Origin of the sequence: Pseudomonas frederiksbergensis, from assembly GCF_900105495.1 — a bacterium.
GTDB classification, from domain to species: domain Bacteria; phylum Pseudomonadota; class Gammaproteobacteria; order Pseudomonadales; family Pseudomonadaceae; genus Aquipseudomonas; species Aquipseudomonas frederiksbergensis.
Window position 1 is genome coordinate 5,253,646 of sequence record NZ_FNTF01000002.1, and the last position, 20,298, is coordinate 5,273,943.

At 57.3% G+C, this 20,298-nt stretch carries 15 protein-coding genes and 3 tRNA genes; 5 read left to right on the forward strand and 13 right to left on the reverse strand.

Going from position 1 to position 20,298, the window contains the following annotated elements:
• The first annotated feature begins 49 nt into the window (after nt 1-49).
• Together BLW70_RS24680 and phnX are read left to right on the forward strand one after the other, a co-directional pair.
• The gene (locus BLW70_RS24680) at nt 50-1,159 is read left to right on the forward strand and encodes a 2-aminoethylphosphonate--pyruvate transaminase (RefSeq protein ID WP_074878432.1); all 1,110 of its coding nucleotides are present in this window, start codon (nt 50-52) and stop codon (nt 1,157-1,159) included.
• A gap of 151 nt (nt 1,160-1,310) precedes the next feature.
• Nucleotides 1,311-2,138, forward strand: coding sequence for a phosphonoacetaldehyde hydrolase (gene phnX, locus BLW70_RS24685; protein ID WP_074878433.1), 828 nt, complete (start codon nt 1,311-1,313; stop codon nt 2,136-2,138).
• Between the two features lie 137 nt (nt 2,139-2,275).
• Here phnX and BLW70_RS24690 read toward each other — a convergent pair whose 3' ends face one another.
• Nucleotides 2,276-2,950: a T-complex 10 C-terminal domain-containing protein gene (locus BLW70_RS24690; RefSeq protein WP_074878435.1), complete on the reverse strand. Its 675-nt coding sequence runs from the start codon at nt 2,948-2,950 to the stop codon at nt 2,276-2,278.
• A gap of 374 nt (nt 2,951-3,324) precedes the next feature.
• Between BLW70_RS24690 and BLW70_RS24695 the strand changes: the two genes are divergently transcribed.
• A complete protein-coding gene (locus tag BLW70_RS24695) occupies nt 3,325-3,873 on the forward strand; it encodes a cytochrome b (RefSeq protein ID WP_074878436.1) in 549 nt (182 codons plus the stop codon).
• Nucleotides 3,874-3,883: 10 nt separating this feature from the next.
• Here BLW70_RS24695 and BLW70_RS24700 read toward each other — a convergent pair whose 3' ends face one another.
• Together BLW70_RS24700 and BLW70_RS24710 are read right to left on the reverse strand one after the other, a co-directional pair.
• Nucleotides 3,884-4,801 carry a 1-aminocyclopropane-1-carboxylate deaminase/D-cysteine desulfhydrase gene (locus BLW70_RS24700; protein WP_074878437.1) on the reverse strand — a complete coding sequence of 306 codons (918 nt, stop codon included), beginning with the start codon at nt 4,799-4,801 and terminating at the stop codon, nt 3,884-3,886.
• A gap of 163 nt (nt 4,802-4,964) precedes the next feature.
• Nucleotides 4,965-7,004 (reverse strand): oxidoreductase, encoded by a 2,040-nt coding sequence (locus tag BLW70_RS24710; protein ID WP_074878440.1) that lies wholly within the window; start codon nt 7,002-7,004, stop codon nt 4,965-4,967.
• A gap of 209 nt (nt 7,005-7,213) precedes the next feature.
• On the opposite strand from BLW70_RS24710, the gene BLW70_RS24715 reads away from it, so the two are divergent.
• Both BLW70_RS24715 and BLW70_RS24720 read left to right on the forward strand, forming a co-directional pair.
• Entirely contained in the window at nt 7,214-8,344 is a 1,131-nt protein-coding gene (locus BLW70_RS24715; protein WP_074878442.1) for a carbon-nitrogen hydrolase family protein, read from the forward strand.
• A 3-nt stretch (nt 8,345-8,347) separates the two neighbouring features.
• The gene (locus BLW70_RS24720) at nt 8,348-9,388 is read left to right on the forward strand and encodes an AraC family transcriptional regulator (RefSeq protein WP_074878443.1); all 1,041 of its coding nucleotides are present in this window, start codon (nt 8,348-8,350) and stop codon (nt 9,386-9,388) included.
• A 349-nt stretch (nt 9,389-9,737) separates the two neighbouring features.
• Here BLW70_RS24720 and BLW70_RS24725 read toward each other — a convergent pair whose 3' ends face one another.
• From BLW70_RS24725 to BLW70_RS24770, 10 genes are all read right to left on the reverse strand, one after another.
• Nucleotides 9,738-10,565 (reverse strand): DUF2242 domain-containing protein, encoded by an 828-nt coding sequence (locus BLW70_RS24725; RefSeq protein WP_074878445.1) that lies wholly within the window; start codon nt 10,563-10,565, stop codon nt 9,738-9,740.
• A 230-nt stretch (nt 10,566-10,795) separates the two neighbouring features.
• Nucleotides 10,796-12,667 carry a SurA N-terminal domain-containing protein gene (locus BLW70_RS24730; RefSeq protein ID WP_074878446.1) on the reverse strand — a complete coding sequence of 624 codons (1,872 nt, stop codon included), beginning with the start codon at nt 12,665-12,667 and terminating at the stop codon, nt 10,796-10,798.
• A gap of 233 nt (nt 12,668-12,900) precedes the next feature.
• The gene (locus BLW70_RS24735; RefSeq protein ID WP_002552737.1) at nt 12,901-13,173 is read right to left on the reverse strand and encodes an HU family DNA-binding protein; all 273 of its coding nucleotides are present in this window, start codon (nt 13,171-13,173) and stop codon (nt 12,901-12,903) included.
• A gap of 147 nt (nt 13,174-13,320) precedes the next feature.
• Nucleotides 13,321-15,717, reverse strand: coding sequence for an endopeptidase La (lon, locus tag BLW70_RS24740; protein WP_074878448.1), 2,397 nt, complete (start codon nt 15,715-15,717; stop codon nt 13,321-13,323).
• A gap of 161 nt (nt 15,718-15,878) precedes the next feature.
• Nucleotides 15,879-17,162 (reverse strand): ATP-dependent Clp protease ATP-binding subunit ClpX, encoded by a 1,284-nt coding sequence (gene clpX / locus BLW70_RS24745; RefSeq protein WP_007946893.1) that lies wholly within the window; start codon nt 17,160-17,162, stop codon nt 15,879-15,881.
• Nucleotides 17,163-17,274: 112 nt separating this feature from the next.
• Nucleotides 17,275-17,910 (reverse strand): ATP-dependent Clp endopeptidase proteolytic subunit ClpP, encoded by a 636-nt coding sequence (gene clpP, locus BLW70_RS24750; RefSeq protein WP_007901795.1) that lies wholly within the window; start codon nt 17,908-17,910, stop codon nt 17,275-17,277.
• 93 nt (nt 17,911-18,003) lie between these two features.
• Nucleotides 18,004-19,314, reverse strand: a complete 1,311-nt coding sequence (gene tig, locus BLW70_RS24755) for a trigger factor (protein WP_074878450.1) — start codon at nt 19,312-19,314, stop codon at nt 18,004-18,006.
• Nucleotides 19,315-19,737: 423 nt separating this feature from the next.
• Nucleotides 19,738-19,822: transfer RNA gene (locus tag BLW70_RS24760), tRNA-Leu, on the reverse strand.
• Between the two features lie 54 nt (nt 19,823-19,876).
• Nucleotides 19,877-19,952 (reverse strand) — tRNA-His (locus tag BLW70_RS24765).
• A gap of 40 nt (nt 19,953-19,992) precedes the next feature.
• Nucleotides 19,993-20,069, reverse strand: a tRNA-Arg gene (locus tag BLW70_RS24770).
• Nucleotides 20,070-20,298 lie beyond the last annotated feature (229 nt).

A 20,298-nucleotide genomic window follows, 5' to 3' on the forward strand; every position in this document is an offset into this window, starting at 1 on the left:
TGCAATTTAAGCCCCGTAGCTTCATCCCATCGATTGCGAGGACACGAGAATGAGTACTGCCGAACCCATCCTGCTCACCCCCGGCCCACTGACCACATCGGCCCGCACCCGTCAGGCGATGATGGTTGACTGGGGTTCATGGGATGACCGCTTCAATCAACTGACCGCCAGCCTGTGCGAACAACTGCTGGCGATCATCAACGGCGGCGACAGCCACCATTGCGTGCCCCTGCAAGGCAGCGGCACGTTCGCGGTCGAAGCGGCGATCGGCACGCTGGTGCCGCGCGACGGCAAAGTCCTGGTGCTGATCAATGGCGCTTACGGCAAACGCCTGGCGAAAATCTGCGAAGTGCTCGGCCGCTCCTTCAGCACCTTCGAAACCGCCGAAGACGAGCCGACCACCGCCGCCGACGTCGACCGCCTGCTGCGTGCCGACGCCAGCATCACCCACGTCGCGCTGATTCACTGCGAAACCAGCACCGGCATCCTCAACCCGCTGCCGGAAATCGCCCACGTCATCGCGCAACACGGCAAACGCCTGATCATCGACGCCATGAGTTCTTTTGGCGCCTTGCCGATCGACGCGCAACAGGTGCCGTTCGACGCACTGATCGCCGCTTCGGGCAAATGCCTGGAAGGCGTGCCGGGAATGGGCTTTGTCTTCGCTCGCAAAGAAGCGCTGGCCAATGCCGCCGGTAACTCGCATTCGCTGGCAATGGACCTTTTCGATCAGCACACCTACATGGCCAAGACCGGCCAGTGGCGCTTCACCCCGCCGACCCACGTGGTCGCCGCCCTGCACGAAGCCCTGCTGCAATACAACGAAGAAGGTGGCTTGCCCGCCCGGCATCAGCGCTATGCCAACAACTGCCAGGTGCTGCTCGATGACATGGCCAGACTGGGGCTGCGCAGTTTCCTGCCTGCCGCGATTCAGGCGCCGATCATCGTCACCTTCCACGCACCGAAAGACCCGCGCTACCAGTTCAAGGAATTCTACGAACGCGTCAAAGCCAAGGGTTTCATCCTTTACCCCGGCAAATTGACCCAGGTCGAAACCTTCCGTGTCGGCTGCATCGGCCACGTCAACCAGGCCGAGATGCACGCGGCGGTGGCGGCTATCGCCGAAGTACTGCGCGAGATGGAAGTCCTCGAAATATAAACCACACCGCATTCCCCTGTGGGAGCGGGCTTGCTCGCGAAAGCGGACCGACATTCAACATTTATGTCAGCTGGCATACCGCCTTCGCGAGCAAGCCCGCTCCCACCAAACGCAGCTCTCCTTTAGCCAGTTGCCACAGGATTTGATCACCATGAACTATACAAACCCAACCAAACTGCAAGCCGCCATCCTCGACTGGGCCGGCACCGTGGTCGATTTCGGCTCCTTCGCCCCGACCCAGATTTTTGTCGAAGCCTTCGCCGAATTCGACGTCCAGGTTTCCATCGAAGAAGCCCGCGGCCCGATGGGCATGGGCAAGTGGGACCACATCCGCACCCTCTGCGATCAGCCGCAAGTGGCCGAACGTTATCGCGCCGTGTTCGGCCGCACCCCGACCGACGATGACGTCACCGCCATCTACAAACGCTTCATGCCCCTGCAAATCGAAAAAATCGCCGAGCACTCGGCGCTGATTCCGGGCGCGCTGGACACCATCGCCAACCTGCGCCAGCAAGGGATCAAGATCGGTTCCTGCTCTGGCTACCCGAAACAGGTCATGGACAAAGTGGTCGAACTGGCCGCCACCAACGGTTACGTTGCCGATCACGTGGTCGCCACCGACGAAGTGCCTAACGGTCGCCCATGGCCGGCCCAGGCGCTGGCCAACGTGATCGCCCTGGGCATTGATGATGTCGCAGCCTGCGTGAAGATTGACGACACCGTACCGGGCATTCTTGAAGGTCGTCGCGCCGGCATGTGGACCGTGGCGCTGATCTGCTCGGGCAACGCGCTGGGCCTGGACTACGAAGGTTACCGCGCCCTCGGCAGCGACCAACTGGACAGCGAACGCAAGCGCATCCACGGAATGTTCGAGGGCTCGCGCCCGCACTACATGATCGACACCATCACTGATTTGCCGGAAGTGATTGCTGATATCAACAAACGTCTGGCCAAGGGCGAGATGCCACAGACTGCATAAAATCGCGACTATAAAAACGCCGTAACCCGGAAAGGGTACGGCGTTTTTTTTATAATCGAACTTTTATTAATGACGCTCTAATTTATAAACTAAGCATCCGATACGATACTGCCAGAGCGTAGTCTAACCGCTCGAATTCACTCCGCATTTATTTGATTACCGCTGGCATCAAAAATTGAGCCGTCCGCATACTTTACACGGCCATCGGGGTACTGCTCGGTGCCATCCTTCCAGACCAGGCGTCCATCCGGATATTCAATCGTTTCATCCGGCCATACGATGCGACCGTCCGGGTACTCTACCCTTCCGTCCGCGTGCTGGATAATGCCGTCCGGGCGTTTCACCGAATTTTTATCGGCATTGACCAGACTGCCATCGGGCAGGGAAGTCGTACCGTCACTGTTTCGAATGCTGCCGAGGGTGTTCAGCAGGTTAATGAAGGCTATCGGATCAATGTTGATGTTAAGGGTTGGCCACTGCAGCGGCGGCCGGACAGGCCCCACTGGCTTGGTCGGCGGGATCGGCGCCTTCCCGGGAGGCAAGGCAGGCTTGACCGGTGGTTTAACGGGTACGGTCGGTTTTACGGGTGGCTTGACGGGTGGCTTGACGGGTGGCTTGACGGGTGGCTTGACGGGCACTGTCGGTTTGACCGGAGGTTTGACAGGTACGGTCGGTTTGACAGGCGGCTTTACGGGCACGGTGGGTTTGACGGGTGGTTTGGTTGGTTTTGGTTTGGGGATCGGCGCTTTAGCCATCATCTTTTTTACGACGCCGGCATAGATCTTGTTACTACTTGTCATTTTCACACTCATAAAAATCCTTTTTAGCTGCTCGACAAATACTATGATTTTCGAGCTTTTCAGTTTGTCTCCCTGACAAACTTTACGCCTTCAAAATAACCAACTTCTTTGAGCGATGCAAAGTCCTCCCAAATACCAAATATAAACAACAAACAGTTACACCCCTCTCAAAACCAGCTCAGTACTGATTCTTAATTACTTACTTCCAACCGCCACATGGGTGAATTCAGGTGAACCCGGCAAACACTGATGCAATGCCTGCATATCACCGACGACATCTGATAAAAAATTGACTCAACTCAGGCAGAAAGAAAGTAAGGGGATTACAGTAAAAGCACACCGTCGAATTAGAACGGTGGCTCGACCTGACCTGTGAGGAACACCGTATGCCCTGGAAGAATTCCGACTCACGCTACAGCACCGTATCGATCACGCTGCATTGGTTGATGTTGGTTTTGCTGGCGCTGGTTTACGCCTGCATCGAATTTCGCGGGATCTTTCCAAAAGGCAGTGGCGGGCGGACGCTGATCACCGAATCGCACTTCATGCTGGGCTTGACGGTGTTTGTGCTGGTTTGGCTGCGTTTGTTTGCTCGCAGCTTGGGCCCGGCACCGCAAATCTTCCCGGCCTCGCCTCAGTGGCAGACCATATTGGCCAAACTGATGCACTGGGCGCTGTACATTTTCATGATTGCCATGCCGATTCTGGGCTGGCTGGTCACCAGCGCAAAAGGTCATCAAGTGATGTTCTACGGCTTCGACCTGCCGCTGCTGATCCCGGAAGACAAGGCGTTGGCCAAGCAGATCGAGGGCTGGCATGAACTCGGCGGCACTATCGGTTACTGGCTGATCGGCCTGCATGCCTTGGCGGGGATTTATCACCACTACGTGGTGCGCGATAACACCTTGCTGCGGATGATGCCCAAGCGCGGGTGATTTCCGTCGTTCACTGGAAACCCCGGCGGCCCTGCAAACCGCCGGTATGAATGAAGATCAGGCGCGTGCCGCTTGCGAATCTTCCCGCTTCTGCTTGCAGCTTGAGCGCCAACAGGGCTTTGCCGGTGTACAGCGGTTCGAGGGGAACGCCGCTGGCCTGTTCGGTCTGATCGATGAATTCGAGTAACAGCGGATCGACTTTGGCAAAGCCGCCACGACTGGCGTCGAAGCACTCATAAGCACGATCCGGCAAACCCGCTTCTTGCATAACTGATTCGACCTGCTGCGCAACGCCGTGATCGTCGGGCACCGCCAATGCGCCATATACCGGGTGCTCGCCCGCCTCGGCCAGCACCACACCGGCCAGGGTGGTCCCCGTTCCGCAGGCCAGCCACCAGCCGTCGTAGTCGCTCCAGCCCAGACCCTTCAGCTGCTCGCTGACCATTGCCCTCAACTGCACGCAGCCCTTGGCTCCCGGCAAACCGCCGCCACCTTCCGGCACCGGATGCAGACCGGGATACTGCGCCTGCCATGGCAACCAGAAACCCGGCTCGTGCCGCGCTCGATAACCGCCATAACCCAGCCAATGCAACTGCATGCCGAATGCCTGCAAGTCTTTCACCGTCGGCGTTTCTTGCGGATGACCGCGCAACAGGCCAACGGTGCGGAAATCAAAACGCTGACCCGCCGCGGCCAGTGCATGCAGATGATTGGAGTGGGCACCGCCCAGACTGATGATGCCTTTGGCACCGATCCGGTCAGCGGCTTTCAGGTGTTCGATGAGTTTGAACCACTTGTTGCCACTGATCAGTGGGTCGATCTGGTCGAGGCGCAGGATCGCAACTTCGATGCCAGCGTTGGTCAGCCAATCGAGATGAAAGGGCTCGAGGGGGGCCTGGGGTAGCCAATCGGTTGGCGGGAGAAGCATCGATACCGGCTCCGGATGAGGAGCCGGCATCTTAACAGCCGTTGTGGAGATTGATCGTTCCCACGCTCTGCGTGGGAATGCAGCTCGGGACGCTCCGCGTCCCTAAAGCGGACGCGGAGCGTCCATTGAGGCATTCCCACGCAGAGCGTGGGAACGATCCACGTTAGAGTTCAGCCGCCAACCGCGACCCCTGGTCGATCGCGCGTTTGGCATCCAGCTCCGCTGCCACATCCGCGCCGCCAATCAAATGCACGTTCTGCCCGGCTGCCACCAGCCCCTCGTGCAATTCGCGCAGCGGATCCTGCCCGGCGCAGATCACGATGTTGTCCACCGGCAGCAGCTGCGGCTCGCCGGTTTCGCCGATGCGAATGTGCAGCCCCTCGTCGTCGATTTTCAGGTACTCGACGCTGTTGAGCATCTGTACCTGCTTGTTTTTCAGACCGGTGCGGTGAATCCAGCCAGTGGTTTTACCCAGGCCATCGCCGACCTTGGATTTCTTGCGCTGCAACAGGAACACTTCACGCGCCGGTGCGTGCGGTTCAGCCTTGATGCCGGCGACACCGCCGCGCGCTTGCAGATGCGTATCGATGCCCCACTCCTTCCAGAACGCCTCGCGATCCAGGCTGGTGGCGACGCCCTGGTGAACCAGGAACTCAGAGACATCAAATCCGATACCACCGGCGCCGATCACCGCGACGCGCTTGCCCACCGGTTTGCGCTCCAGGATCACGTCCAGGTAGCTCAGCACCTTGGCGTTCTCGACACCCGGAATCGCCGGGGTTCTTGGCGCGATGCCGGTGGCGAGAATGATTTCGTCGTAACCGCCCTCAACCAGTTTCGCCACGTCGACACGGGTGTTCAGGCACACCTCAACATGGGTGGTCTGCAGTTTGCGGTTGAAGTAGCGCAGGGTTTCGAAGAACTCTTCCTTGCCCGGTACACGCTTGGCGATGTTGAACTGGCCGCCAATTTCGCCGGCCGAATCAAACAGTGTCACCTGATGACCACGCTCGGCGGCCACAGTCGCTGCGGACAGACCCGCAGGACCGGCACCGACCACCGCGATTTTCTTGATCTGCTGCACCGGCAGGTAATTGAGCTCGGTTTCGTGACAGGCGCGTGGGTTCACCAGGCAACTGGTCAACTTGCCGCCAAAGGTGTGGTCCAGGCAAGCCTGGTTGCAACCGATGCAGGTGTTGATTTCATCGCCACGGCCGGCCGCGGCCTTGTTGACGAAGTCCGGGTCGGCGAGGAACGGTCGCGCCATGGAAACCATGTCGGCATCGCCTTCGGCCAGAATCTGCTCGGCCACTTCCGGGGTATTGATCCGGTTGGTGGTGATCAGCGGAATGCTCACCGAGCCACGCAGCTTGGCCGTGACTTTGCTGAACGCCCCGCGCGGCACTTTGGTGGCGATGGTCGGGATCCGGGCTTCGTGCCAACCGATGCCGGTGTTGATAATCGTCGCACCGGCCTGCTCGATGGCCTTGGCCAGCGTCACGATTTCTTCCCAGCTGCTGCCGCCTTCCACCAGATCGAGCATCGACAGGCGGAAGATAATGATGAAGTTCGGGCCTACCGCTTCGCGCACCCGACGGACGATTTCCACCGGCAGGCGCATGCGGTTTTCATAGCTGCCGCCCCAGCGGTCAGTACGGTGGTTGGTGTGGGCGGCGAGGAACTGGTTAATGAAATAACCTTCTGAGCCCATGATCTCGACACCGTCGTACTCGGCCTGTTGCGCCAGGGTCGAACAGGTGACGAAATCGCTGATCTGCTTCTCGATGCCTTCCTCGTCCAGCTCTTTTGGCTTGAACGGGTTGATCGGTGCCTGAATGGCGCTAGGCGCGACCTGTTTCGGGCTGTAGGCATAACGCCCGGCGTGAAGGATCTGCATGCAGATCTTGCCGCCCGCCTCATGCACCGCGCGGGTGACGATCCGGTGCTTGAGCGCTTCTTCCTCGGTGGTCAGTTTGGCTGCGCCAGAGTACACCCCGCCCTCGTCGTTCGGGCCGATACCGCCAGTGACCATCAGGCCGACGCCTCCACGGGCACGTTCGGCGAAGTACGCCGCCATGCGCTCGAAACCACCGGGCTTTTCCTCAAGACCGGTGTGCATCGAACCCATCAGGGTACGATTGCGCAACGTGGTAAAACCCAGGTCCAGCGGGGCCAACAGGTGCGGGTAATGAGCGGCGGCCATCGGTAACTCCACATCGAGCGATCACGGAAAAAGTGCAGGAGCTCTACGGCCCCCGTCAGTCATGTTGAACAGACTAAGAGTCGCACCGCTGTCACTCAATGACCGTAACTGACAACTTATTGATCCAAATGTGCAGCGCCCCTTGGCAAGCGCCGGTATGCGCCCTACCCTAGTCGCGAATCCTGCACACGGCCGTTGACTGTTTCCCCATGCGCAAACTTCTGTACCTGACCTTCTCCATGGCATTGATTGCCGCCCTTACGACCTACGCCATGTGGGCCGCGGACCGTCCGGTGGGTCATTACCTGTCGGACCTGCGCATCAACCTCGCGGTCGACCAAGGCACACCCGCCGATCGCGGCAACCTGCTGGGCATCCAGCCCGAGCTGTTTCCCACCGACTATCAAAGCCCCGAGCGCCTGCACCGCAAGCTGGCGGCTTATTTGCAAAAGGCCCAGGACCAGGGCCTGCTGAATGAAAAAACCATCGTCGTCCTGCCCGAACATGTCGGCACCTGGTTGATGGTCAGCGGCGAGAAAGATGAGCTGTACCAGGCCGCCACGCTCAAGGAAGCCATGAACTGGCTGGCGGTCAGCAACCCACTGAAGTTCCTCCGCGCACTGATCAGCGCCGAGGGCGACAAACGTCTGGACGACGCGCACCTGCGCATGAAGGCCAAAGGCATGGCCAAGGACTACCAGGCACTGTTTGGTGGACTGGCGAAAGAATTCCACGTGACGTTGGTGGCGGGTTCTATCGTGCTACCTGAGCCCAGCATCATCGACGGCACCCTGAAAATCGGCCGCGGCGCGTTGTACAACAGCAGCGTGGTATTCGGTCGCGATGGCTTGCCGATCGGCCAACCCCAGCGCCAGATGCACCCGATTTTCGATGAGCATGAAGTCATTGCCGCCAATGGCGAGCATACGCTCAACGTCGTCGATACCCCGGCCGGACGCCTGGGCGTGCTGATCGGCAGCGACAGCTGGTATCCGGACAACTACCGCAAGCTCGACCGCCAGGGTGCGCAGTTCGTCGCAGTCCCGGCGTTTGTGCTCGGGCGCGGCACCTGGGACCAACCGTGGCGCGGTTACAAGGGGCTGTCGACGCCTGGCTCGGTCAGTCTCAAGGCCGGCGAACTCAGCGAAGGACAAGCCTGGCATCGCCTGACACTCACCGCTCAACCGCCCAGCAGCCAGGCAATCGCCGGCATGAGCGTGTTCCTGCGCGGTCAGTTCTGGGATCAGGGCAGCGCCGGTCAAAGTTTTCTCAGCAGCAATGGGCAGCAGTTCGTCGACGGCAATGCCCGTGGCGCGCGTTTGCTGAACCTCTGGTTGTAACCGATGAAACCGTTGCCGATGCGCCTCGGCGATCTGTCGGTGGGCTTTGTTCATAGCCTGGCCGACGCCGTGCGCAGCCATGGCGTGGACCCTCAGCCGCTGCTCGAACAATACGGCCTCGACGCCGCGCGCCTCAGCGAAGCGGGGGCTCGGCTCTCGATCCCGCGTTACATGCGCCTGGGCCACAGCGCCATACAACTGACCGACGACCCGGCACTCGGTTTGCGCATGGGCCAGCTCAGTCGCCTGAGCCAGGTCGGCCTGGCCGGGGTCACGGCCGCTCAGGCGCCGACGGTACGTGAAGCCGCGCGCTGCCTGATTCGCTTCGAAGCCTTATATGGCTCCAACTATCGCGGTCAATCGAGCTTTCACGAAGACGCCCAAGGTGCATGGCTGCGGTTTTACTCCATCAGCCCCTACAACGCCTATAACCGCTTCGTGGTGGACTCGATCATCGCTGGCTGGTTGCAGCAATTGTCCAGCGTCAGCCCTGCCCCATTGCGGGCCGAACGTATCGAGATCGAGTTTGAAGAGCCGGATTACCGAACGGCGTATGAAGTGCTGGGCGACTGCCCGATCCAGTTTGGCTGCGAGCACAATCAACTGCGCTTGAGCCTTGCCAGCCTCGCCCAGCGCAACCCGGAACACTGCCCGAGCACCTGGCGACACTTGCTGCAACTGTGTGAGCGAGAACTGGAACAACTGACACGCACCCGCAGCCTGCGTGAACGCATCACTCAGTTACTGGGGCCATTGCTCAATGGTGGCCGGGAACCCGACCTGGAAGAAGTGGCGGCACGCCTGAAACTGCCAACCTGGACCTTGCGCCGCAAACTCGCCGAGGAAGGCACGCAATTTCGCGCGATCCTCAATGACACGCGTCGCGACCTGGCCATGACCTACATCCGCGATACCGAACTGGCGTTCGGAGAAATCGCCTACCTGCTGGGCTTTGCCTCGGCCGAAGCCTTTCAACGGGCCTTCAAACGCTGGAGCGGTCAGACTCCCGGCGAGTTTCGCCGCAGTCATCGCCAATCCGCTTGACGCTTATAGCTCGGTAGCGTCTTCGGCCGGTTCCAGCGGGTCCAGTTCAAACGCCTGATACTCGAGCAGCTCTTCTTGATACTCATCCATTTTGAATCTCCCACGGCTCGTTGAAAAAACGCCTGAATAAATGACCAGCGCCCCGAGCATAAAGTGCCCACGTGAAAGAAAAATGACGCAGGCACGCCGCCCAGCGGCTACTTAATAAAACGTAGCAGGCGGTCAGGAATTTATCACAGGATTTTTTCGATACAGGCTGTAGGACAACGGCCTGGTTGACGCGGATCAATTTAACAGCGCACTACGGGAGCGGATTTGTCTGAACCGGTCCCGCAGCGTCAGAGCACGATTACTGGCCTGAAACAGGAATGGCCGAAATAGGCTCGGTGGGTGGCGGCAGGCTTGATTCGGGCGGCGGAGTGACCGTTTCCGTGGTCGATGCCGGCTCGGCGTTGTCGGCCGGAGCAATCGGAGCAGCTTCAGGTGGCGGTGCCACAGGCTCAGAGGCTGCTGGAGCAGCTTCAGCAGGCGCCGGCGCGGGTTCTGCCGCAGGTGCCGGGGTCGGCGCTAACGGAGCCGGTGCGGCCTTGGCTTCAGGCACGCCGAGATCGGGTTTCGGCTTTTCCTGGATGTGCGCGGCTTTTTTCGCTTCCGGCGGCAGGAACAATTCGACCAAGGTAAAGAAACGTTCGTAGAACTTGGGTGACGATACGGTTTCGCTGGCAACCTTGACCATCGAGTCGTCGGACGAACCGATCGGCATCGACACAGAACCCAGCACGCCCACACCAACGCTGGCGGAGTTGTTGGTCTTCTTCAGCGCATAACGATCCTGCAAGGCGTTGGCGAACATGGTCGCGTGGCGCCCCTCACTGCCGTCATCGGCACAGACCACACTGAAGCTGATCTCCATGTGGGTCTCGCCGGTCTGCTGGAAGCTTTTGTGTCCGCTGACCAGTTTCGGGTCCGAGCTGGTGATGATGTAGCCCTGGCTGAGCAACGCCCGACGGGCGGCTTCGCACGTCTGCGCATCAGTCACCGGGTAGCTGCGCGAAAACGTTCCGGAGTCGTCGAAGTTCTCATGCTCGTAGATAGGGGCTTTCTTCGACGAGCAACCGGCCGCGGCGGCCAGCACCAACGCCAGCCCTGCAACACGCATGGGAATTGATTTAAACATTGAACATCCTGAGGAAAACGGTCCGGGGCGTATTGTGCAACAGATCGATGCTTAGCGGAGTATCGATTAGTGTCTTAAAACAGTTACAAGTCTACTGACTGTCATTTACAGCAAAAAGTCGCACGGTAAATTATTCAGGCGACGGATAACCCGTGCTGCTTTCGTTTCACCCATAAAAAACCCCAGCCTTTCGGCCGGGGTCTTTGTGTAGCGCAAAACTCAGTCAGGCATCAGAAGCGTTTGATCTCAGCCTGGCTTTCCAGAAGTTTGCGGTAGGCCGCAAAGTCTTGCTGGCCAATGCGCGAAGCGAGGAAGCGACGGTATTGAGCCTTCTCTTCTTCGGTCGGCGCAGCCGCTTCGTTCACGCCGTCCAGACGCACAATCACCAGGCTGCCATCAGCCAGAGTCACGTTGCTGAAGGTCGGCTTGTCCTTGGCGACGGGCTTCGGCATGCGGAACAGTGCCTGCAGCACGGTTGGGTCAACCCCTTCCTGGCCACGAGTAGCGGCCTGGGTCACTTTCCAGCTCTGACCGTCGATCGCCTTGTCCAGCGGAGTCTTGCCTTCGCGCAGGCTGACAATCAGCTCTTCAGCCTTGGTCTTGGCGGCAGCACTGGCGTGCTCCTTGGTCAGTTGCACGCGAATACTGGCAGCGACGCTTTCCAGCGGCAGTTGCGCAGGCTTCAGGTGCTCCTTGGCGCGCAGCACGATCACGGTTTCCGGATCGAGCTCGATGGCGGTGCTGTTGGCACCCTCATCCAGCACTTCAGGACTGAACGCTGCAGTGATCACGGCACGGTTGGCCGCAACACCTTCGCCACCTTCACGGCCGAACGGTTTGGACGTATGCACAGTGAGCTTCAGGTCCTGCGCCGGCTGAGCCAGATCGGAGGCTTCGAACGACGAGTCTTCGAGTTGCTTGGTCGCCTCGACGAAACGCTGCTCGACCTGCTGGGTTTTCAGCTCACGGGTCAGCTTGTCTTTCAGGCTGGCGAACGTCGGCACTTCAGGTGCCTCCACGCCCAACAGCTTGATCAGGTGGAAACCGAAGTCAGTACGGATCGGCGCCGAGACCTGATCCTTGGCCAGCGCATACAGCGCTGTTTCGAAGGCTGGATCGTAGACGCCAGGACCGGCATAGCCAAGGTCACCGCCGTTGCTCGCCGAACCAGGATCCTGGGAGAACTCCTTGGCCAGGGCTTCGAACTTCTCGCCTTTTGCCAGACGTGCCTGGATCTCTTCGATCTTGGCCTTGGCTTGCGCTTCGGTCACCTTGTCGTTCACTTCGATCAGAATGTGCGCGGCCCGACGTTGTTCCGACAGGTTCGCGATTTCTTTCTGATACGCCGCTTGCAAGTCTTCGTCCTTGACGCTGACCTGATCAAAGAAGGAAGCCTTCTTCAACTCCACGTAATCAATGACCACCTGATCCGGCGTCATGAATTCCTTGGCGTGTTCGTCGTAATAGGCTTTGACTTCATCGTCGGTCAGCTTCACCGCCGCCGGTTCAGCCTTGACGTTCAGCGAAGCGAAATCGCGGGTCTGTTTTTCCAGACGGGCGAATGCCAGAACCTGTGCGTCGGTAACGAAACCACTGCCTGCCAGGCCCGCGCGCAACTGACCGATCAGCATTTCCTGAGCCAGCATCTGGCGGAACTGCATGCGGCTGTAGCCGAGTTGGCGAATAACCTGGTCGAAACGCTCTGGGCTGAACTTGCCATCAACCTGGAATTCAGGCGTTTGCAGGATCACCTGGTCCAAAGCAGTTTCGGAAAAAGCGAACTTCGAGTTTTCTGCGCCTTGCAGCAGCAGCTTGCGATCGATCAGGCCTTTGAGGGCCGATTCGCGCAGCATTTTTTCGTCGAGCAAGGAAGCATCGAAATCCTTGCCCAGCTGTTGCATGAGCTGACGGCGTTGCATATCGACCGCCTGGCTCAGCTCGTTCTGGCTGATTTCTTCACCATTGACCTTGGCCGCATCCTGGCTGTTGGTCGTCGCCTGAAAAATGGCCTCGATACCGGTGAAAGCCATCAGTACAACGATGATCCCGATAATGGTCTTGGCAATCCAGCCTTGTGAATTGTCCCTGATATTCTGCAGCATGCGTCCCCCAGAAACGGTTGAACTTCAAAATTAGGCAACCGTGGAGCGTGGGTAGAATCCGGATAGAAGAAAGGCGCATCCGAGGATGCGCCTTCTCGTAACTGGCGGAGCGGACCGATGACTCGAACGTGCGAGCCTCGGCGTCTCGGATCGGCGACTCGCCGACTGGACTACCGCTCCGCTGCCAGGTCAGGCATGACCCCGACCCGGATAGGCAAAAACCTGAATCGAACTTAGTTGACAGCTTCTTTCAGTGCTTTACCGGCTTTGAAACCTGGTTTTTTGGCTGCTGCGATTTCCAGCGTCTTACCGGTCTGTGGGTTACGACCAATGCGAGCTGGACGATCGGTTACGGAGAAAGTACCGAAACCAACCAGAACAACAGAGTCGCCAGCCTTGAGAGCGCCAGTGACGGATTCGATTACAGCGTCCAGCGCACGGCCAGCAGCAGCTTTCGGGATATCAGCGGATGCAGCGATAGCATCAATCAGTTCCGACTTGTTCACTCTAAGTCCCCTTATATCTATTTGAGTATGATTCTAAGTTTTTTGGTGAAAGCAAAAACGAGTGCTGAATGGCCTACAGACACTTAAGAGCCGCTTTATAACAAGGGCTCTAAAAAGCTGTCAACAAGCCACCCAGGCAAATGCGTACTAATGCGTGCTAATTCTTTCCTTAGAGTCAGACTCGCGTTTTTCATCCTTTGCAACTATCTCTGGAGCTACATCTGGCAAGGGCTCCGGCGCGTATTGCAGCGCAATTTGCAGGACCTCGTCAATCCATTTAACCGGTTTAATCTGCAGATCTTGCTTGATGTTGTCAGGAATTTCCTTCAGATCGCGTACGTTCTCTTCAGGAATGATCACCGTCTTGATTCCTCCACGGTGAGCTGCGAGCAGTTTTTCTTTCAAACCACCAATCGCCAGCACCTGGCCACGCAGCGTAATTTCGCCAGTCATGGCGACGTCCGCGCGCACAGGAATCCCGGTCAATGCCGACACCAGAGCCGTGCACATGCCCACACCGGCGCTAGGGCCGTCCTTCGGGGTTGCCCCTTCCGGCATGTGGATGTGCGTGTCGCGCTTCTCGTGGAAGTCCAGGGGAATCCCCAGGCTCTTCGCACGACTGCGAACAACGGTCAGGGCCGCAGTGATCGATTCGACCATGACGTCACCCAGGGAACCGGTCTTGATCAACTGGCCTTTACCCGGCACGACAGCGGCTTCGATGGTCAGCAATTCGCCGCCCACTTGAGTCCATGCCAACCCGGTTACCTGACCGATCTGATCCTGAGATTCGGCCAGACCGTAGCGGAATTTGCGCACGCCCAGGAAGTGTTCGAGCATCTCGGCAGTGACCTTCACCGAGAAGCGTTTTTCCATCGCGTGCTCTTTGACCGCCTTGCGGCAAACCTTGGCAATCTGGCGCTCCAGACCACGTACACCGGCTTCGCGGGTGTAGTAACGGATGATGTCGCGGATCGCTTCAGCGTCGAATTCCAGCTCGCCTTTCTTCAAGCCGTTGGCAGCAATCTGCTTTGGCGAGAGGTACTTGACGGCAATGTTGATCTTTTCGTCTTCGGTGTAACCCGGCAGACGAATCACTTCCATCCGGTCCAGCAAGGCGGGTGGAATATTCATGGAGTTCGAGGTGCAAAGGAACATCACATCGGACAGGTCGTAGTCGACTTCCAGATAGTGATCGTTGAAGTTGTGGTTCTGCTCAGGATCGAGCACTTCCAGCAACGCCGATGCCGGATCGCCACGCATGTCGCTGCCCATTTTGTCGATTTCATCGAGCAGGAACAGCGGGTTGCGGACGCCCACTTTTGTCATCTTTTGAATCAATCTTCCTGGCATCGAACCGATATAGGTACGGCGATGACCACGAATTTCCGCTTCATCACGCACGCCACCGAGGGCCATGCGCACGAATTTGCGGTTGGTGGCGTGAGCAATCGACTCCGCCAGAGAGGTTTTACCCACCCCGGGAGGACCGACCAGGCACAACACCGGACCACGAATTTTCTTCACTCGTTTTTGCACGGCGAGGTATTCGAGGATCCGCTCTTTGACTTCTTCCAGACCATAGTGGTCTGCATCGAGAATGTCTTCGGCGCGCGCCAGGTCCAGGCGCACTTTGCTCTGCGCCTTCCATGGCACCTGAACCAGCCAGTCGATATACGAGCGCACCACGGTCGCTTCCGCAGACATTGGCGACATTTGTTTTAACTTGTTCAGTTCACCCTGGGCTTTGGCCAAGGCGTCTTTCGGCAAACCGGCGGCATCGATGCGCTTTTTCAGCTCTTCGATTTCGTTGTGGCCTTCGTCGCTGTCGCCGAGCTCTTTCTGAATGGCCTTCATCTGCTCATTCAGGTAGTACTCGCGCTGGCTGCGCTCCATTTGTTTTTTGACGCGACCACGAATGCGTTTTTCGACTTGCAGCAGGTCGATCTCGGCATCCAGCAACGCCAGAACGTGCTCGACCCGGGCCGACAAATCAATGATTTCGAGGATTTCCTGCTTCTGCTCGATCTTCAGGGCCATGTGTGCGGCCATGGTGTCGACCAGGCGGCCTGGTTCGTCAATGCTGTTTAGAGACGACAGGACTTCAGCGGGGACTTTCTTGCCCAACTGCACATATTGTTCGAACTGAGCCAGCAGGCTGCGTACGAACACTTCCGACTCGCGCTCTGGCGCGTCGACTTCGTCGATCAATGAGACTTCGGCACGGCAGTGGCCGTCCACTTCGCTGAAGCGCTCAACGGCGCCCCGCTGCTCACCTTCAACCAAAACCTTGACCGTGCCGTCAGGCAGCTTGAGCAGCTGCAGAACGGTAGCAATGGTACCTACACGATAAAGTGCTTCTTCACCGGGATCGTCGTCAGCAGGGTTTCTCTGAGCCAGCAGAAGGATCTGCTTGTCGCCCGTCATCGCTGCCTCGAGGGCTTCGATGGATTTCTCACGCCCCACGAACAGCGGGATAACCATGTGCGGATAAACCACAACATCACGCAATGGCAGGAGAGGCAATTCGATGGTTGTCTTCATGATTTCGCCTCTACGGCGGCCATAAGGCCGTAAACAGATGGAAGTGAGCTTGAAACCAAGATGGGGGCTACCTTCAAAAAAAACAAGCTTAAAGAAGGTGTTAAAACGCGCTAAAAGCAAAGGGGCCCGAAGGCCCCTTCTTTATTACAGCAGCTGGACGCTTAGGCGTCTGGCGCTGCCTTGGCAGCCGGCTCACTGTTTTCGTAGATATACAGTGGCTTGGACTTGCCTTCTATAACGCTTTCGTCGATCACTACTTTACTCACCTCGGACTGCGAGGGGATTTCATACATAGTGTCGAGCAATACACCTTCGAGAATCGAACGCAGTCCACGGGCACCGGTTTTACGTTCCAGGGCACGTTTAGCGACCGATTTCAGAGCGTCGGCCCGGAATTCCAGATCCACACCTTCCATCTCGAACAGCTTGGCATACTGTTTGGTAAGGGCATTTTTTGGCTCGGTGAGAATCTGCATCAACGCAGCCTCATCAAGCTCGTCCAGCGTGGCAAGTACCGGCAGACGACCGACGAACTCCGGGATCAGACCGAACTTGACCAGATCGTCAGGCTCGACTTCACGCAGGGACTCACCGACTTTCTTGCCTTCTTCCTTGCTGCGCACTTCCGCGTTGAAACCGATACCGCCCTTGGTGGAACGGTTTTGAATAACCTTTTCCAGACCGGAGAACGCACCACCGCAGATGAACAGGATGTTACGGGTGTCGACCTGAAGGAATTCCTGTTGCGGATGCTTGCGACCACCTTGAGGCGGTACGGAAGCGACCGTGCCTTCGATCAACTTGAGCAAGGCTTGCTGCACGCCTTCACCGGAAACGTCCCGGGTGATCGACGGGTTGTCAGATTTGCGCGAAATCTTGTCGATCTCATCGATGTAGACAATACCCATTTGGGCCTTTTCCACATCGTAATCGCACTTCTGCAGCAGCTTCTGAATGATGTTTTCGACATCTTCGCCCACGTAACCTGCCTCGGTGAGGGTGGTTGCGTCGGCGATGGTGAACGGAACGTTCAGCAAGCGAGCCAGTGTTTCAGCAAGCAGGGTTTTACCCGAGCCTGTCGGGCCAATCAGCAAGATGTTGCTCTTGCCAAGTTCGACATCGTCATTCTTTTTGTCACGCTGGTTCAGGCGCTTGTAGTGGTTGTACACCGCTACGGCCAAAACCTTTTTCGCACGCTCCTGACCAATTACGTACTGATCAAGGATGCCGCTGATTTCTTTAGGCGAAGGCAATTTATGCGCGCTGCTTTCGGCCTGGGCTTCCTGCACCTCCTCACGGATGATGTCATTGCACAGGTCGACGCACTCGTCGCAGATAAAGACCGAGGGGCCGGCAATCAATTTGCGCACTTCATGCTGGCTTTTGCCACAGAAGGAGCAATAGAGCAGCTTGCCGTTGTCCTCGCCGTTGCGGGTGTCAGTCATTCGTTCGATCCAAATCCGATAGGCTTGCAACACAAGATGAAGGCTATTGCGGGCTTTTTCAAGCCCGCTGGTGATCGGACGCGCCGACCAACCCTATTTTGAGCTGCTTATTTTAAGCGGGGCGCTGATTGATCACTTCATCGATCAACCCGTATTCACGCGCGGCTTCTGCACTCATGAAATTATCGCGGTTGGTATCGCGCTCGATTTCTTCAAGAGTGCGCCCGCTATGCTTGGCCATCAGCGTGTTGAGACGCTCACGAATGAAGAGGATTTCCTTGGCATGGATTTCGATATCCGAAGCCTGGCCCTGGAAACCGCCCAGTGGCTGGTGAATCATCACACGCGAGTTCGGCAGGCAATAACGCTTGCCCTGGGCACCGGCGGTCAGCAGGAACGCGCCCATGCTGCACGCTTGACCGATACAGGTGGTCGACACGTTTGGCTTGATGAACTGCATGGTGTCATAAATCGACATGCCCGCCGTTACCGAACCGCCCGGGGAGTTGATATAGAGATGGATGTCCTTGTCCGGGTTTTCCGCTTCAAGGAACAGCAATTGCGCACAGATCAGGTTGGCCATGTAGTCCTCTACCGGACCAACCAGAAAGATCACTCGCTCCTTGAGAAGGCGCGAATAGATGTCATAGGCGCGCTCGCCACGAGCTGACTGCTCGACAACCATCGGGACCAGGCCGCCTGCGGCCTGGATATCAGAGTTCTGCTGAATATACGAATTACGGAACATGCTCTGCAGTCACTCCCAAATAGTTATGTCTTGAATACGCATAAGCCAGCACGAAGGCTGGCTTATGGTGTGTGCTTCTTACCGCAAAAACGATCAGTCGGCTTGTGGAGCTTCTACCGGCTTGACTGCTTCTTCGTAAGAGACCGATTTGTCGGTCACGCTAGCTTTCTGCAGAACAGTATCCACAACTTGCTCTTCCAGCACAACCGAACGAACTTCGTTCAGTTGCTGGTCGTTCTTGTAGTACCAGGACACAACCTGCTCAGGCTCCTGGTAAGCCGAAGCCATTTCCTGAATCATTTCACGAACGCGGGCTTCGTCAGGCTTGAGGTCGAATTGCTTGACCACTTCAGCCACGATCAGACCCAGCACGACGCGACGCTTGGCTTGTTCTTCGAACAGCTCGGCTGGCAGTTGCTCAGGCTTGATGTTGCCACCGAACTGCTGAACAGCCTGCACGCGCAGACGGTCAACTTCGTTGGACAGCAGAGCCTTCGGCACTTCGATCGGGTTGGTGGCCAGCAGACCGTCCATTACCTGATTCTTGACCTTGGATTTGATCGCCTGGCGCAGTTCACGCTCCATGTTCTTGCGAACTTCAGTGCGGAAGCCTTCCAGACCCGTTTCCTTGATGCCGAATTGAGCGAAGAATTCTTCGTTCAGTTCTGGCAGCTTTGGCTCGGAAACAGTGTTCACGGTTACGGTGAACTCAGCGGTTTTGCCTGCCAGGTCGAGGTTCTGATAGTCCTCTGGGAAAGTCAGGTTCAGAACGCGCTCTTCGCCGGCTTTAGCACCAACCAGACCGTCTTCAAAACCAGGAATCATGCGGCCGGAACCCAGAACCAGCTGAGTACCTTTGGCGGAACCGCCAGCGAACACTTCACCATCGACCTTGCCAACGAAATCGATGTTCAACTGGTCTTCGGTTTGAGCAGCGCGATCGGCCACTTCGAAACGAGTGTTCTGCTTGCGCAGCACTTCCAGCATTTTGTCCAGATCGGCATCAGCCACGTCAGCGCTCAGGCGCTCAACCGCGATACCTTCGAAACCGGCAACGGTGAACTCAGGGAACACTTCGAAAATCGCGACGTATTCCAGGTCTTTGCCAGCTTCCAGCGATTTCGGCTCGATCGAAGGAGCGCCAGCCGGGTTCAGCTTCTGCTCAACGACAGCTTCGTAGAAAGAGGACTGGATCACGTCACCGACCGCTTCCTGACGCGCATCAGCACCAAAACGGCGCTTGATTTCGCTCATTGGCACTTTGCCTGGACGGAAGCCAGCAATCTTGGCCTTTTGGGCGGTCTGCTGCAGACGCTTGTTGACCTGGCTCTCGATGCGCTCAGCCGGCACGGTGATGCTCATGCGGCGCTCAAGAGCAGAAGTATTTTCAACAGAAACTTGCATGGATATTCCTCGTTGCACAGACGTTAGCCGGCCGTTTCCGACCCCAGAATCAAGGGCATGCATTCTAGTGGGTCAAACTCAAGAAGTCACCCTACTGAAAACGGGTAAAAAAGCAGCAGGCAATTTATAGGCGGGGACAAACGGTTGTGCCGCGCCCTGTTAGCAAACACAGCCAATCATGCCAGGGCTCTGCACCAATCCTTCTATATATAGAAGGCATCGGCAATCCATCCCTGACAGTCGACCCCACAAGGGGACCAACGGGCGAATCAGCATCATCGAGAAACATAAATTCGACGATCCTAGCCGCCCTCTCGACCCAGAACTTGCGGCCGCTTTGAAAATTCAGACTTCTGAAACAAAAACGGCGCAGCCCTTTTCAGGTGCTGCGCCGTTTTCTGCTATTAAATAGCTACTTGTAAATGGTGCGGACGGAGAGACTCGAACTCTCACACCTTGCGGCGCTGGAACCTAAATCCAGTGTGTCTACCAATTCCACCACATCCGCATCAAGCTTTTAAAGCAAAGGCGCCAGACTGTTAATCTGGCGCCTTTCTAAATATGGGGTGGACGAAGGGGATCGAACCCTCGACAACGGGAGTCACAATCCCGTGCTCTACCAACTGAGCTACGCCCACCATATTGCCATGTTGCGTTACTTGTGCCAAAGCTGCCTAATGGCGCACCCGGCAGGACTCGAACCTGCGACCATCCGCTTAGAAGGCGGATGCTCTATCCAGCTGAGCTACGGGCGCCTTGTTAATCTGTATTCTTGGACGATTACAAACTAAGTGCTTTCAGTCTCACCGAATCAAACATCAACTCTGCTCGACCTTCTTAACCAGTGCTAGGCTGTGCCCGACAAGTGCGACGAATGTTATAGGTGACCCTGAAGGTCGTCAACTCTTTTTTAAAAAAAATTCATTTAATTAAAGGGGTTAGGGGAATTTGCAGACCAAGCGCCTTTGCCCTCACCTCATGACA

Excerpts from the sequence above, each read along its gene's own strand:
- BLW70_RS24680 (WP_074878432.1), top strand. The coding sequence starts at position 50 with ATGAGTACTGCCGAACCCATCCTGCTCACCCCCGGCCCACTGACCACA.
- phnX (WP_074878433.1), top strand. The coding sequence starts at position 1,311 with ATGAACTATACAAACCCAACCAAACTGCAAGCCGCCATCCTCGACTGG.
- BLW70_RS24690 (WP_074878435.1), bottom strand. The coding sequence starts at position 2,950 with ATGAGTGTGAAAATGACAAGTAGTAACAAGATCTATGCCGGCGTCGTA.
- BLW70_RS24695 (WP_074878436.1), top strand. The coding sequence starts at position 3,325 with ATGCCCTGGAAGAATTCCGACTCACGCTACAGCACCGTATCGATCACG.
- BLW70_RS24700 (WP_074878437.1), bottom strand. The coding sequence starts at position 4,801 with ATGCTTCTCCCGCCAACCGATTGGCTACCCCAGGCCCCCCTCGAGCCC.
- BLW70_RS24710 (WP_074878440.1), bottom strand. The coding sequence starts at position 7,004 with ATGGCCGCCGCTCATTACCCGCACCTGTTGGCCCCGCTGGACCTGGGT.
- BLW70_RS24715 (WP_074878442.1), top strand. The coding sequence starts at position 7,214 with ATGCGCAAACTTCTGTACCTGACCTTCTCCATGGCATTGATTGCCGCC.
- BLW70_RS24720 (WP_074878443.1), top strand. The coding sequence starts at position 8,348 with ATGAAACCGTTGCCGATGCGCCTCGGCGATCTGTCGGTGGGCTTTGTT.
- BLW70_RS24725 (WP_074878445.1), bottom strand. The coding sequence starts at position 10,565 with ATGTTTAAATCAATTCCCATGCGTGTTGCAGGGCTGGCGTTGGTGCTG.
- BLW70_RS24730 (WP_074878446.1), bottom strand. The coding sequence starts at position 12,667 with ATGCTGCAGAATATCAGGGACAATTCACAAGGCTGGATTGCCAAGACC.
- lon (WP_074878448.1), bottom strand. The coding sequence starts at position 15,717 with ATGAAGACAACCATCGAATTGCCTCTCCTGCCATTGCGTGATGTTGTG.
- clpX (WP_007946893.1), bottom strand. The coding sequence starts at position 17,162 with ATGACTGACACCCGCAACGGCGAGGACAACGGCAAGCTGCTCTATTGC.
- clpP (WP_007901795.1), bottom strand. The coding sequence starts at position 17,910 with ATGTTCCGTAATTCGTATATTCAGCAGAACTCTGATATCCAGGCCGCA.
- tig (WP_074878450.1), bottom strand. The coding sequence starts at position 19,314 with ATGCAAGTTTCTGTTGAAAATACTTCTGCTCTTGAGCGCCGCATGAGC.